Annotated in this window: 11 protein-coding genes; 5 read left to right on the forward strand and 6 right to left on the reverse strand. The window is 40.0% G+C overall.

Annotated elements, in window-relative coordinates:
* The first annotated feature begins 26 nt into the window (after window positions 1-26).
* Together QMA12_RS05645 and QMA12_RS05650 are read left to right on the forward strand one after the other, a co-directional pair.
* On the forward strand, window positions 27-1,925 hold the full coding sequence (locus tag QMA12_RS05645; RefSeq protein ID WP_290209022.1) for a DUF294 nucleotidyltransferase-like domain-containing protein: 1,899 nt from the start codon (window positions 27-29) through the stop codon (window positions 1,923-1,925).
* A gap of 1 nt (window position 1,926) precedes the next feature.
* On the forward strand, window positions 1,927-2,628 hold the full coding sequence (locus QMA12_RS05650; RefSeq protein WP_087534147.1) for a 3'-5' exonuclease: 702 nt from the start codon (window positions 1,927-1,929) through the stop codon (window positions 2,626-2,628).
* 45 nt (window positions 2,629-2,673) lie between these two features.
* On the opposite strand, the gene QMA12_RS05655 is transcribed toward QMA12_RS05650, so the two are convergent.
* Window positions 2,674-4,248, reverse strand: coding sequence for a BCCT family transporter (locus QMA12_RS05655; RefSeq protein WP_290209023.1), 1,575 nt, complete (start codon window positions 4,246-4,248; stop codon window positions 2,674-2,676).
* Window positions 4,249-4,582: 334 nt separating this feature from the next.
* On the opposite strand from QMA12_RS05655, the gene egtB reads away from it, so the two are divergent.
* Both egtB and egtD read left to right on the forward strand, forming a co-directional pair.
* A complete protein-coding gene (gene egtB, locus QMA12_RS05660) occupies window positions 4,583-5,791 on the forward strand; it encodes an ergothioneine biosynthesis protein EgtB (RefSeq protein WP_290209024.1) in 1,209 nt (402 codons plus the stop codon).
* On the forward strand, window positions 5,788-6,765 hold the full coding sequence (gene egtD / locus QMA12_RS05665) for an L-histidine N(alpha)-methyltransferase (RefSeq protein ID WP_290209025.1): 978 nt from the start codon (window positions 5,788-5,790) through the stop codon (window positions 6,763-6,765). Before egtB ends, egtD begins: the two co-directional genes overlap by 4 nt.
* Here egtD and QMA12_RS05670 read toward each other — a convergent pair.
* From QMA12_RS05670 to QMA12_RS05690, 5 genes are all read right to left on the reverse strand, one after another.
* Window positions 6,762-7,517 carry a PhzF family phenazine biosynthesis protein gene (locus tag QMA12_RS05670; protein WP_290209026.1) on the reverse strand — a complete coding sequence of 252 codons (756 nt, stop codon included), beginning with the start codon at window positions 7,515-7,517 and terminating at the stop codon, window positions 6,762-6,764. The two genes, egtD and QMA12_RS05670, sit on opposite strands and share 4 nt — an antisense overlap.
* Window positions 7,518-7,569: 52 nt before the next feature.
* On the reverse strand, window positions 7,570-9,243 hold the full coding sequence (gene asnB, locus QMA12_RS05675; RefSeq protein ID WP_087534063.1) for an asparagine synthase B: 1,674 nt from the start codon (window positions 9,241-9,243) through the stop codon (window positions 7,570-7,572).
* Between the two features lie 273 nt (window positions 9,244-9,516).
* A complete protein-coding gene (locus QMA12_RS05680; RefSeq protein WP_087534062.1) occupies window positions 9,517-10,449 on the reverse strand; it encodes a biotin-dependent carboxyltransferase family protein in 933 nt (310 codons plus the stop codon).
* Between the two features lie 2 nt (window positions 10,450-10,451).
* On the reverse strand, window positions 10,452-11,111 hold the full coding sequence (pxpB, locus tag QMA12_RS05685) for a 5-oxoprolinase subunit PxpB (RefSeq protein WP_087534061.1): 660 nt from the start codon (window positions 11,109-11,111) through the stop codon (window positions 10,452-10,454).
* 177 nt (window positions 11,112-11,288) lie between these two features.
* Complete coding sequence (locus QMA12_RS05690) at window positions 11,289-12,806, reverse strand: leucyl aminopeptidase (RefSeq protein ID WP_290209027.1); 1,518 nt, start codon at window positions 12,804-12,806, stop codon at window positions 11,289-11,291.
* Between the two features lie 170 nt (window positions 12,807-12,976).
* Here QMA12_RS05690 and msrA point away from each other — a divergent pair, with 170 nt between their 5' ends.
* Window positions 12,977-14,272, forward strand: a complete 1,296-nt coding sequence (gene msrA / locus QMA12_RS05695; protein WP_290209028.1) for a peptide-methionine (S)-S-oxide reductase MsrA — start codon at window positions 12,977-12,979, stop codon at window positions 14,270-14,272.

Raw genomic sequence — 14,272 nt, forward strand, 5'->3', positions numbered from 1 at the left:
AAATGCTTTAATAAACGGACAGTGTAATGCAAGCCGAACACGTTGATATCGCCAGTTTCCTCAATGAGTATGCTCCATTTGATGACTTACCAGAAGATGCCCTAAATCACATAGCCTGCCAAGTTGAGGTCTCGTATTATCGTGCGCAAACGACAATCCATGAATATGGAGATGATATCAGTGACTTATACGTTATACGCAGTGGTGCTGTAGAAACGTATCGTCGCGATGGTGAGCTTGATAATCGCCTGACCGTCGGTGGTATATTCGGCCAAATGGGCTTATTAATGAACCGAAAGGTTCGTTACCCAGCTAAAGCGCTCGAAGATACCTTACTGTATTGTATTAACATTGATATTTTCACTGAATATTGTGATAAATATGAAGCGTTTGCAGATTACTTTGAAGCCAATGGCACAGTAAGGCTTCATCAGGCAATCGTAGAACAAGCTGATGGTAATGATTTAACTACTGCAAAAGTAAAATCATTATTACACCGAGATGTGGTAACGGTAGCAAAGGATGCAAGCATACAGCATGTTGCTCAAATAATGACGGACGAATCAGTTTCTTCGGTCCTCGTCACTGACGTCGATAAACCAATCAGCGATGATCCAGAAGACGATGATGGACAAGTTGTGGGTATTATTACTGACCGTGATTTACGCAGTAAAGTCATCGCCCTTGGTTTAGATTTTGCTCAGCCCGCTCAACAAATTATGCAAACGGATCTGATCCTGCTCGACAGTAATGCATATGTGTTTGAAGCGGTGCTTGCCATGTTAAGAGACAATATCCACCATTTACCTGTGGTCGTAAAGAAAAAGCCGATAGGTGTTATTTCACTGTCTGATATTTTACGCTACGAATCCCAAAGCAGTTTATTACTTGTTCGCGGCATTTTAGCACAACCCTCAGTTGAGGATCTCGCTTATTATGCCCGTCAGCTACCAAATGTATTTGTTCGTATGGTGAATGAAGATGCAAATTCTCATATGATCGGCACTGCAATGGCTGTTATTGGTCGAACCTTCAAACAACGTTTATTAACTCTAGCAGAAGAGCAGCTTGGTCCACCGCCTGTGCCTTATTGTTTTATTGCTTTAGGTTCTATGGCTCGAGATGAGCAGCTTATTGTGACAGATCAAGATAACGCAATTATTCTTGATAATAGCTTTGATGAAGACAAACACGATGACTATTTCCAAAAACTGGCTGACTTAGTGTGTGATGGCCTAGCATTGTGTGGTTATAAATATTGTGATGGCGAAATCATGGCTTCATTTAAAAAATGGCGATTAACTCGAGAGCAATGGCAGCAGCAATTTGCAGGATGGATAGCAGAGCCTAAACCACAAGCTTTGCTCAATAGCGCGATATTTTTTGATTTAGATGGAGTACACGGAAAAGTAAAATGGGCGCAAGAACTGCAACGCTTTATCGCTAAAGAAGGGCGTAATAATAAACGTTTTTTAGCAAACATGGCCGCTAATGCACGTAATCGCACACCGCCATTAGGTTTTTTTAAGGACTTTGTACTTGAACATAATGGCCAGCATAAACGCTCAATGAACTTAAAGCGTCGCGGTACAGCACCGCTGTCTGATGTTATTCGCGTGCATGCATTGGCTGTGGGTTCACGTAAACAAAACTCATTTGAGCGTTTAGAAGATATTATTGATGCAAAACTGTTACCGGATGGCAAAGCGCAAGATTTACGTGACGCCTTAGAATATATAGCCATGGTACGTATTCGCCACCAAGCTTGGCAAATAGAGCAGCTCAATGAGGAACCTGATAACGACTTAGAGCCGCACCTGCTATCTCCATTTGAACAGCGCAATTTAAAGGAAGCCTTTGCAATTTTAGATAAAGCGCAAAACTTTCTTAAATTTAAATATTCTGCTAACTCAGGTATTAAATAGCATGGTAGCGAATAAAGTTGATTGGCGTGAACGGTATTTACAGCTACAAAATGAAGCGCAAAACCAGTGTATTCAAGCTTATTATCAAGATGTAGTTGTTGACGAAACTAAGCCTATAAGTGATGTTCCTTTAGTGGCACTAGATTTTGAAACGACCGGTCTAAATTATGGTTCTGATGATATTGTCAGTGTGGGCTTGATCCCCTTTGATAGCCGCCGTATATATTGTCGAGACAGTCAACACTGGTTGGTAAAGCCGCAACAAAAACTAGCCGAAGAGTCCATTGTTATTCACGGTATCACTCATTCAGAGTTAATTAACGCGCCAGATTTTTCAGAAATTATTACACCGTTATTAAATGCACTTAAAGGCAAAGTAATAGTGGTCCATTTTGCCCCAATTGAACGACACTTTTTATATCAAGCACTGAAAGCTCGGTTAGGGGAAGGACTTGAGTTTGCGGTGATTGACACCCTTGAATTAGAAAAACGAGCATTAAAAGCAAGGCAGGGACTAATTGGACGGCTATTTAATACTAAACTAGACTCTGTTAGGTTGGCTAACTCACGAACGCGCTATTCATTGCCGGCGTACCAAAATCATAATGCGCTGAATGATGCGTTAGCTACCGCCGAATTATTACAAGCACAATTAGCCCATCATTATCGCCAAGACACACCTCTTGGTAATTTATGGATATAAAAAACGCCGCTAAAAGCGGCGTCTTTATATTTTAGTTTACATTGCTTAGCTTCTAGGCTCAGTTCTAAGACCTAGCAATAAACTCACGCACATAAGTAATAAGACCACGGTAAATGGCAAGCCTGTAGAAACAGCACCGGCTTGCAGTGCCTCCATCGCTTGTGTTCCGCCAATCCACAATAACGTTGCGGCAATTGCACCTTCAATTGATGCCCAAAAAATACGTTGTGGTACTGGCGCATCAACTTTACCACCCGCGGTGATTGAGTCGATAACCAATGAACCGGAATCAGATGAGGTAATAAAGAACACCAAGACTAACACTACAGCAGTGAAAGAGAGTAATTTGGCTAATGGCAGCTCGTCAAACATTTCAAACATGGCAAGGGGGACTTGCGTTAAACCATCTGTACCAAGCTTACCAACACCACTGACTACTTGGTCAATTGCAATACCGCCATAGATAGACATCCAAAGTATCGTAACCAGTGTTGGAATTAATAACACGGCAATTAAGAATTCACGAATTGTACGACCTTCTGATACACGTGCGATGAACATACCAACAAACGGGGACCATGAAATCCACCAAGCCCAATAGAATACAGTCCAACCGTGCATCCAAGTTTCATCTTCACGGCCATGTGGGTTACTTAATGGTACAATGTTTTCAACATAACCCATTATCGTGGTTGGAATATTACCCATTGCAGCAGCAAAGCCAACTAAACAAACAAATGCCATCAAAGCAAAGGCGATTAACATATTAATATTACTTAATAGTTTTACACCACCATCAATTCCACGTACCACAGAAATTATTGCTAATAATGTTACTACAGCAATCACTATAATTTGTAAACCAACACCAGATTCAATACCAAATACATGGTTAATACCGGCAGATGCTTGTTGTGCTCCGAGCCCCAGAGAAGTAGCTAAACCAAATAAGGTGGCCAGTACTGCTAAAATATCAATTAGGTGGCCGGGCCAGCCCCACGTTCTATCACCTAATATAGGATAAAAAATCGAACGTATAGAAAGGGGTAACCCTTTGTTATAAGTAAAAAAGGCAAGAGATAAGGCAACAACAGCATAGATAGCCCATGGATGTAGACCCCAATGGAACATAGTGGCGCCCATCGCCAATTTAGCTGCCTCTGGGGTATTAGGAGTCACATTTAATGGAGTTTCGTACCAGCCGGTAAAGTAAGCAACGGGCTCTGCAACCCCCCAAAACATCAAGCCGATCCCCATACCTGCTGCAAATAGCATTGCCATCCAGGAGAGGCGAGAGTGAGTAGGACGTGCATTTACACCGCCAAGGCGAATTTTACCGTACGGTGAAAAAATAAGGCCGATACAAAATAATAAAAAAATGTTAGCAGACCACATTAAAAAACTATCAAAGTTATTTAATATGCTTAACTTGATCCCATCGAGGCTTGCTTTTGCTGAGTCAGGATCACTCACTAACACCGCAATTAAAAAAATTAAAATTAAGCCAGCGCTAGTGCCAAAAACAGGGTTATGTACGTCAAATCCCCATTTTTGGATATTGTCTTGGCCTACAGTGTAGTCCGTATTATCGATACTATATTTGTCATGATTATCACTCATGAAAAACCTCTTTTGTTGTATTTCCGTTTATTTTAATGGTTTATTCAGCTTTAACCCACCAAGATATTATTTCGATGACTAACTAAAAATTAGTGTTAGGTTACTTGCTAAAGTGTAGAAGCAAACGAAAAATTGTAAATGTAAAGTCGCTAAAGTGCTGAATTATAGCCATTACGGTAGTTAATAGCTTACAGGATCAGTATCTGGCTGTCATGGCAACGCATAAAAATAAATGTATTTAAATCAATAAACATATAAGTCTAATTAATATTTCATCTAAGTGTCACTTCAATGTGTTTTAACTAAAGTTAGACTATAGTAAGTCAATAGGTAAATGAGGGATGATATGACCGCAAACAGTACACAATCATTAATCGCGTACTATAAAAAAGTGAGACAAGATTCTTTATCGCTTATTGCACCATTGAGTGCGGAGGATTGTCAGCTTCAAGCGATGAGTGATGTTAGCCCGATGAAATGGCATCTTGCTCATACCACGTGGTTTTTCGAAACTTTCTTATTGTTACCTCATATGAACAACTACAAGGTGTTTGATGAGTGTTTTTCGGTGCTATTTAATTCTTATTATAATGGCATTGGTGAGCAATTTAGTCGCGCAAATAGAGGGACTCTTTCTCGGCCAAGTTTAGATACAGTACTTGAATATCGAGCGTATGTTGATGATGCATTACAGACATTATTATCAGTCAATACTACTCTAAATGAACTATTGGAACTTGGCTTAAACCATGAACAGCAGCATCAAGAGTTGATGCTCATGGATATAAAGTATAACTTTTCGATTAATCCATCATTTCCAGCCTATCAACACATCGACTGTAAAATAGTTGAAAGTGCACCTGTAAAAAGCATTCATTATATTGATTTTGAGCAAAGTATTACTGAAATTGGGGCAACACAAGGCTGTGGATTTTCCTACGATAATGAACAGCCAACACATCCAGTTTTACTGCAACCATTTAGTGTGGCTAATCGCTTAGTTACCAATGGTGAATATTTAGCGTTTATCAACGAGCAAGGCTACCAACAGCCTAAATATTGGCTTAGTGATGGATGGGCTTTATTACAAAGCACACATGCAAGATGCCCTTTATACTGGCATTGTATTAATGACAAGTGGTATGAATTTACTTTGTATGGCCTGCAACCCTTAGCGATGGATTTACCTGTCAGCCATGTTAGCTTTTATGAAGCGTCAGCCTATGCCTGTTTTGCCAACGCAAGATTGCCCACCGAGTTTGAATGGGAGCATGCAGCACAACAACATTGCCCAGAATTAGTTCAGTTACATGACAACTGCTGGCAATGGACAAACAGTGCTTATTTACCTTATCCGGGGTTTAAACCGATTGCGGGAGTTGCCGGCGAGTACAACGGTAAATTTATGAATAATCAAATGGTGCTTAGAGGCGGTTGTGCATTAACTCCTAATGGTCATTTACGCACTACATATAGAAATTTTTATTATCCACATCAAGCGTGGATGCAAAGTGGAATTAGGTTAGCGAGGGATAATGTATGAGCCAGTTAAAGGTCGTTAGCGAACAGCATATAACAGATGAAAGCTTTTTAAATGATGTGTTGGATGGCCTAAGTCAACAACAAAAGTCATTGCCGTGTAAATATTTTTATGATGATAGAGGCGCAGCACTATTTGAACAAATTACCGCGTTAAGTGAATATTATGTCACCCGAACTGAGCTTGCTATTTTAGAGCAATATTCCCACGACATTGCGAAAATGTTGCCAGAAAATTTATCAATCATAGAGCCCGGATGTGGTTCAGGTAAAAAGGTTGCATATTTATTAGCGCATTTGGCCAATGTAAAAACATTCGTTCCGTTTGAAATATCAAAAGAAATGCTTAATTACTCGCTCGCGCACTTATCGCCTTTATTTCCTGAATTGGTAATTTCTCCCTTACTGGGGGATTTTACCCATAGTCAAATGGTAAAGCAGTTAGCCAAAGATACTGCTTTAGATAACCAAACCAATCTAGTTTATTTTCCAGGTTCAACTCTTGGAAACTTTGCACCTATTAAAGCGATAGAGATTATGAAAAACTTCCATCGCTTATGTGGTTTAAACGGCTATGTGTTAATAGGCATAGATTTAGTTAAAGAACGTCAGGTACTGTTAGATGCCTATGATGATAAAGCCGAGGTGACGGCGCAGTTTAATAAAAATTTACTACAACGTATTAATAATGAGCTCAATGGCACGTTTAATTTGTCAGGCTTTAACCATCAATCCAGATTTAACGAACAACACAGCCGAATTGAAATGCATTTGGTGAGTCAATGTGAGCAAAGTGTTGTCATCAATAATCATTTGTTTGAATTTGCTCAAGGTGAAAGCATACACACTGAAAATTCACATAAGTACACAGTTGACTCGTTTGCTCAATTAGCTGAACAAGCTAATTTAACACTGGCTCACACGTGGCAAGACTGCAATAATTATTTTGCATTGTGCTTATTACGACCGCAGAATTAATATAGCAGCACACTTTGACAGGTTAAGTGATAGTTTAACCGTGCGCCATTTTTAGATGCTTGAATGATGACGCCTTTATTTTGTGTTGTTAATTGCTTAATGATGGGGGCTATAATGCTAACGGCTGAACCTGTTGCTTGGTCTTCGTCTATACCGTAATAAGGGGCGAAGTATCTAAAATACCATTGCTGTGTTTTGCTATCTTTTTGCAAAACGATAAGAGCCGTTGGAGCCGATAAAATAGGTTTGGTCAATATCGAACGAGTACTCAATGGCTGGCTGTCATCTAAAATGACGGTGGTGTAGCCACCTTCCTCTGCACTTGTGTAGCTGCGTAAAACAGTGCTATTGATTGCCTTTACGACAGCCTTATGCGGGGTAACTTCTTTGCTAGCTATTTGCGCCATACTCAGCCGTAATTGTTTTAATTTATAGGTTATTTTAAAGATTTCACCGCTTAGGCTTATAAATTGGTGAGGGTAATAACCTTGATACTGCTGCAAAAATAATGCTGCCGCTAAGGTCCCATGACCACAGCGTTTAATTTCATTACTTTGATTAAACCAACGAATAGGGCAAAGAACTTGGGTGCTATATTTTACATTTATAAAAACAGTCGCAGATTGCTGTGACGTGCGCGCAACTTGCTGCATCATGTAAGTGCTTAGCCCTGTCTGATGTAACACAATCAGTGCTGATGAGCCCGCTTTCTTAGTGCTAGGATGGGTAAAAACAGTTTGTTGCTGAGCCACCAGTACAAAACGTCTTGTTTTGTACCGGTGTAAATTTAATAGACCGTGAGGTTTATTGTTTTTGTGTATAGGCATCGTTATGGATACCGGCCGCGCGACCAGATGGATCCGCATTATTTTGAAACGATGCATCCCATGCCAGAGCTTCAGGTGTGGAACATGCAACAGATTTACCATGCGGCACACATTTAGCGGCTGCGTCACCCGGGAAGTGTGACTCAAAAATTGAGCGATAAAAATACGCTTCTTTTGAATCTGGTGTATTAATAGGGTACTTAAATTTAGCATTTGCTAATTCTTGGTCACTTACTTGCTCAGCAACATACTCTTTTAAAGTGTCAATCCAGCTGTAACCAACGCCATCAGAGAATTGCTCTTTTTGACGCCAAAGTACCTCATCAGGTAAATAGCCATCAAAACCTTCACGCAGAATGTGTTTTTCAATTTTACCGTCTTTACACATTTTAGCTTCAGGATTGATACGCATGGCCACATCAACAAATTCTTTATCGAGGAATGGTACACGTGCTTCAACACCCCAAGCGGCCATTGATTTATTCGCACGTAAACAGTCAAACATATGCAACTTTGATACTTTGCGGTTTAACTCTTCATGAAATTCCTGTGCATTGGGTGCTTTGTGGAAATACAAATAACCACCAAATAGCTCATCAGCACCCTCCCCAGAGAGTACCATTTTAATACCCATGGCTTTAATTTGGCGTGCCATTAAATACATCGGTGTTGATGCTCTAATAGTTGTCACATCATAGGTTTCGATATGATAAATCACTTCTTTTAACGCATCGATCCCTTCTTGAATAGTAAAGTGAATAGGGTGATGAACTGTGCCTATCATGTCAGCCACTTTTTGTGCTGCTGCTAAATCTGGTGAGCCTTCTAGACCAACAGAAAAAGAATGTAATTTGGGCCACCATGCATCACTTTCGTCATTATCTTCAATACGTTTAGCAGCAAAGTTTTGTGTGATTGCTGAGATAACTGATGAGTCTAGGCCACCAGAGAGTAATACCCCATAAGGGACATCGCACATTAGTTGGCGTTTAACGGCAGCTTCAAGTGCATCTTTCACATCTTGAGCTTGAGCGCTATTATCTTTAACAGCTTCAAATGATTCCCAGTCACGCTTATAATATGGTTTAAGTTCACCATCTTTACTATATAGGTAATGACCAGGAGGAAACTCCTGAATACTTTTACAAATTGGTGATAATGCTTTTAATTCAGAAGCAACATAAAAATTACCGTGCTCATCATGACCCGTATAAAGTGGAATTATACCAATATGATCACGACCTATAAGATACGCATCTTGCTCTTCATCGTATAAACAAAAAGCAAAAATACCATTTAAATCATCTAAAAATTCAGGGCCCTTTTGTTTATAAAGCGCCAGAATGACCTCGCAATCAGACTGCGTTTGAAAGGTAAAATCAGCCTCTAAATTTGCAGCTAACTCTTTGTGATTATAAATTTCACCGTTAACCGCTAAAATATGTGTTTTCTCAGGGTTATAAAGTGGTTGAGCACCGCTTGATACGCCAACAATGGCTAAACGTTCATGCACTAAAATCGCTTTTTCTGATGAATATACACCTGACCAATCAGGCCCTCGGTGACGTAATAACTTTGACATTTCAATTGCTTGACTACGCAACTGTGTGGCATCAGACTTTATGTCTAATACACCGAAAATTGAACACATAGTAACTCCTCATTCCTATCATGTGTGCAATTAGGCAGGCTTTGCCTAATTGCGAACCTTTGTTTTAACAGAAATATTTAACTAAGTCACATAGCTTTTACAATATTTTTAGAATAATTTATGCACCACCATAATCTTCATTGCACCAAGGTGGCCACTAAAGCTTGTTGACGACTTCTTTTAAAGCAATGAAAAACACAAATAACCACTAATCCATTATGTTATAGGGCTAATCCTCACAGGATTAAAGCTTGAGCGTTCCATTTTGGTGCATTAATGTTTTGCATTTTCAAGTGCTAGAGATAGCTGAGCAAGGTGAGCATCTAATTTTGCTTTTGCTTTATTGGCCGTGGCTATATCTACGTATTCAAAGCGAATGCTATCGCCTGGTTTTAATTGTGCAAATAGAAATAGATCAGCTTCAATGACTGTGCCAAGGAGTGGATAACCACCTGTCGTTTGGCCATCATTTAATAATACAATTGGCTCACCATTAGGAGGCAGTTGAATTGACCCCGGTGCAACAGCGAGTGAAGGTAATGAATGGCTGTGTGATAATGACTGTGATTGAGTATTCAAACGAACCCCCATTCGGTTACTCTGTGGCGTTACGTGCCATTTTTTACTGCTAAATTCATTGATAATGTGTTGTGTTAATAATTCTTCATGAATACTTGGGTGTATTCGGATCACTTCACGTTTTGCTGGTGATATAGCACCTAGTTTAGGCCAGTGTTCAGTAAATGGTTTAATTGCGAGTGTGTCATGCTCTTTAAGAGCGCAGCCAGTTGCACCGCCAAATCCTGCTGCTAAATCAGTCGAGCGAGAGTTCATTACTTTTTCACACTGGATCCCGCCTTTACAGGCTAAATAAGCCCTAAACCCATTACGTGCGGCTGCAAAGCGGATGGTTTGCCCCTTTTTGACGGTGTATGTCCAACCAGGGTAAATAGCTGTATCGTCTAAATGAGCCTTCATATCAGTGCCAATCAAAGCAATAACGGTATCGCACTCGAATTTGAGTTGAGCCAACCCTAAGGTAATTTCAATCACTGCATCGTTATCAGCATTGTCAAGTAATCGATTGGCTATTACCATCGCATAGCTATCTATTGCACCAGATTGAGCAACACCTAAATGGCGAAAGCCTGTACGTCCTTTATCTTGGACACTCATTAATAAACCCGGCTTAATAACTGTGATCATGATTAAGACTCCACACTAACAAACGATAAGGTATCACCAGGTTGTATAACACTTGGTGGGTTATTAAGGTAATCAAATAAGTTGAAATCAGTATGACCTATTATGTGCCAGCCGCCAGGGGAGTCTGCAGGGTAGATGCCTGTTTGATTAGCACCTATTGCCACAGACCCTTTTGGCACTTTAGTTCGTGGATTATCTCTACGTGGAGTATGTAATTGCTCAGTTAAGCCATGTAAATATACAAAGCCTGGTTGAAAGCCTAAAAATAGTACTTGATAGCGAGCATTACTATGCAGCTGTATAACGTCATGAGTGGTTAAATTATGTGCTTTCGCAACAAAGTCGAGATCAGGTCCATGTTCACCACCATAATGAGTAATAACTTTATGATGTGTGCCTTGATGTTGCATGGTATCGATGTCTTGCCACCAATTTGTTAGCTCATTTTGCCAACGCACTAGTTCATCCGAGTTGTGTAAATATACGCACAGGGAGTTCATAGCGGGTACTACATCTATAAACGCATTGCTTGCTTTGCACTTAGCAGCTAAAGCCCAGATTTTTTTTTGAATCTTTAGCGTGTCTTCAGATAAATGTGTTGCGTCCAAAAATAGGCTATTGCTACTGAGGGTTACAACTGATGTTGTTGTTTTTAAGTCCATTGACGATTATTATTTTTAGTTATTAATAACGTCAAGCTACCACACTCAATTAAAAATGTTTACACCTATGCGACTAGAATAATAGGCGCTCTATATAAATACAAAGCAAATCTAAGTAGGTGCACAAGTAAACGACTGTACTTATGCACCATATATTTAAGGCTTAATTATAAAAGCTTAATTACTTAACAGCCACTCACTTAAAAGTCGCACACCAAAGCCTGTGCCGCCAGGTGAGATTTCATCTTTGCCTTTAGTCGCAAGTGCATTACCTGCAATATCTATGTGTACCCAACGGGTCTCACCAGCAAAGTGCTCTAAAAAGCTCGCTGCCGTTGTAGCACCTGGTCCGCTTGAACCTAGGTTCTTAAGATCTGCAATGTCAGAACTTAACGTGCTTTTGTAGCCTAAAGGCAGGCGCCATAGGTTTTCGTTTACATGTTTACCCGCTAAGGTAAGTTGTGAAATAAGCGTATCGTCTTGTGAAAAAACGCCAGCGTAATCATTGCCCACAGCTTTGATTTTTGAACCTGTTAAAGTGGCAACATCAATCATGATTTCAGGATTAAAATGTTTACGTGCATACCACATGGCATCACTTAACACTAAGCGTCCTTCAGCATCAGTGTTGACTATTTCAACGCTGAGGCCTTCAGCAGTGCGTACAACATCGCCAGGGGCTACAGCAAATTGTGACACCATATTAGCCGCCATGCCCATAACGGCCACGACATTTTTATCCGCTTTAGCTAAAGCCATTGCTTTAACGGTACCAAGCACCGCGGCGGCGCCCGCCATATCCGATTTCATGCGAGCAATTGATGCGCCAGTTTTGATGCTATAACCACCAGAATCAAAAGTGATCCCTTTACCAACTAATGCAATGGGCGTTGTGTTTGAGCCTTTATAATGTGCTACAACTAATCGTGCACCTTGTTCACTGCCACGGCCAACTGCTTCAAGCGCACCCATACCGAGTTCTTTCAATTCATTTGGTTCTAAAACGGTAATTTCAACACCGAGCGCTTCTAATTCTTTTGCCGCTTTTGCAAACGCAACGGGCGTCATATGTGTTGCTACTTCAGAAGTCAGATCACGGGCTAAAAATACGCCTTGTTCTATGCTTTGTAGCGTAGAGTATGTGTTGTTGGTCTGTTTCTTGTTATCTACATCAAAGTAGTATTTTACAGTGACTGTGTTTGGCGTTTGTTTGTATTTCTCGAAGCGGTGATCTCGTAAATTTGCACCGTGGGCAAAATTAGCAGCAAGCTCAGGGTTACTAATAGCACCTTTTACGCTATCAAATACGACGCTTGCAGATTCAACTTTGTTTTGTAGTAGCGTCGCATGAACATTGCCACCCAATTTAGCGATGGTTGATTTGTCTAGTTGTTGTTGCTTGCCTGTACCAACGATGAAAACCCGTTGCTGTTTACGTGAGTTAGTTGTAATAACTTCCAGTATATCGCCGTATTTACCATCAAATTGCTTAATATCAATAGTGTGAGAAAGTTGATTTTTGAACTGTTTATCAACGTCATTAAATGCACTGTTATTGGCATCTTGGCTATAAAAAACCACTAATGTTTGTGCTTTATTGTTAATCTTTGTCGAAAAGTTAATCTCTGCCGCGGTTACTTGCGTACTTATTGCAAGCGCTAAGGCAATTGCAGAAGCTTTAAAAACGTTTTTCATGTTTAACACCCAGTTTTAATATCAAAAGTTAAAATAAAAAGACTTTTTACCTTATCTGGGCTCAAACTTTAAGTTAAACACGACAGATATAAGGTTTGAAGCGTTAAGGCTGAAATTAATACGTCAATTGATAGGTCTAGTAGATTAATAACGCATTTTAGGAGTTTTGTATGTTCAAACAACCGTTATCAATGATGCTTTGCACAGCACTAGTGAGTGCAAGCATTGGTGTATATGCTTTAGCGAGCGATGAAAAAACAGCGAGTAAAAATGTTCAAGCCAGCATGCATGTACAAACACTGGTATTAGGTTCTGGGTGTTTTTGGGGAGCTGAAAAGCGCTATGAAGCAATGCCCGGTGTGATAGATGCTGTTTCGGGCTACGCTGATGGCAATGGCTTTAAAGCCACTTATAGAAATATAACAGCCTCATCTAAACGCTTTGACGATAATAATTACGCTGAAGTTGTCAAAGTTACGTTTAACAGTAATGTGTTAACAGCCGATGATCTACTTAAGCGTTATTTTGAAAGCCATGATCCAACGCAGCTTAATCGTCAAGGCAATGATATTGGCACGCAATACCGCTCTATTATATTAACCAGTAATTCAACACAACTTGATATAGCAAAGCAATTAAAAGCACAGTATCAACTTAAATTAACGGCAGCAGGCTTCGACTCAATTAAAACAGTGATAAAACCGCTGGATAAGTTTTACCCCGCTGAGGAATATCATCAGGACTACATAGCAAAAAATCCAAATGGATATTGCCCTGATCACTCTACAGGTGTGGTGTTCTCAACGCAGCCAAAGAGTGAAGTGGATAATAAAGCGCTGTTAGCAGGTAAGCAGATTGTGATCATTGATTCGCATGATTATTGCCCTTACTGTGAAAAGTTAAAAAAAGAAGTGACAAATGACTACAAAGGCACAATACCTTTGAGTTATAGAAAAGCTGATCAACTAACAGGCCTTACTATTAAATCTCCTACGTGGGCAACGCCTACCATCTTATTTTTAGAAAATGGTAAAGAAGTATTTGGCCGCCAAGGGTATGTGACAAATACTGAATTTTATAAAGCGTTGGGGGCATTTAAATTAGGAGATAGTGAAGCGTATCGTGTTGCTTTTAATGCACGCACTGATAGCCCTTTTTGTAAACAATACGATATTTTTAAAAACACACCGGATGGCCAGTTTATCGATAAGCTAAGTGGCGAGCCTTTATTTGACACTCGCGATAGATTTAAATCAGGCACAGGTTGGCTTTCTTTTACACACCCAATTAAAGACAGTGTCACTGAACATGAAGATAACAGCTTCGGTATGCAGCGAATAGAAATCAAATCTAAATCAACGGGGATACATCTGGGGCATATGTTTCCAGGGGAAGGGCCAAATGGTCAAGATAGGTATTGTATAAATGCAACGGTATTAGAATTTGCTGCCAGAGGTGATAGCTAA

The sequence above is a fragment of the Pseudoalteromonas sp. APC 3893 genome (assembly GCF_030408095.1).
Taxonomy (GTDB): Bacteria; Pseudomonadota; Gammaproteobacteria; order Enterobacterales; family Alteromonadaceae; genus Pseudoalteromonas.

Coding starts and splice junctions, on each gene's coding strand:
- QMA12_RS05645 (WP_290209022.1), top strand. CDS start 27: ATGCAAGCCGAACACGTTGATATCGCCAGTTTCCTCAATGAGTATGCT.
- egtB (WP_290209024.1), top strand. CDS start 4,583: ATGAGGGATGATATGACCGCAAACAGTACACAATCATTAATCGCGTAC.
- pxpB (WP_087534061.1), bottom strand. CDS start 11,111: ATGGACTTAAAAACAACAACATCAGTTGTAACCCTCAGTAGCAATAGC.
- msrA (WP_290209028.1), top strand. CDS start 12,977: ATGTTCAAACAACCGTTATCAATGATGCTTTGCACAGCACTAGTGAGT.
- QMA12_RS05690 (WP_290209027.1), bottom strand. CDS start 12,806: ATGAAAAACGTTTTTAAAGCTTCTGCAATTGCCTTAGCGCTTGCAATA.
- asnB (WP_087534063.1), bottom strand. CDS start 9,243: ATGTGTTCAATTTTCGGTGTATTAGACATAAAGTCTGATGCCACACAG.
- egtD (WP_290209025.1), top strand. CDS start 5,788: ATGAGCCAGTTAAAGGTCGTTAGCGAACAGCATATAACAGATGAAAGC.
- QMA12_RS05650 (WP_087534147.1), top strand. CDS start 1,927: ATGGTAGCGAATAAAGTTGATTGGCGTGAACGGTATTTACAGCTACAA.
- QMA12_RS05655 (WP_290209023.1), bottom strand. CDS start 4,248: ATGAGTGATAATCATGACAAATATAGTATCGATAATACGGACTACACT.
- QMA12_RS05680 (WP_087534062.1), bottom strand. CDS start 10,449: ATGATCACAGTTATTAAGCCGGGTTTATTAATGAGTGTCCAAGATAAA.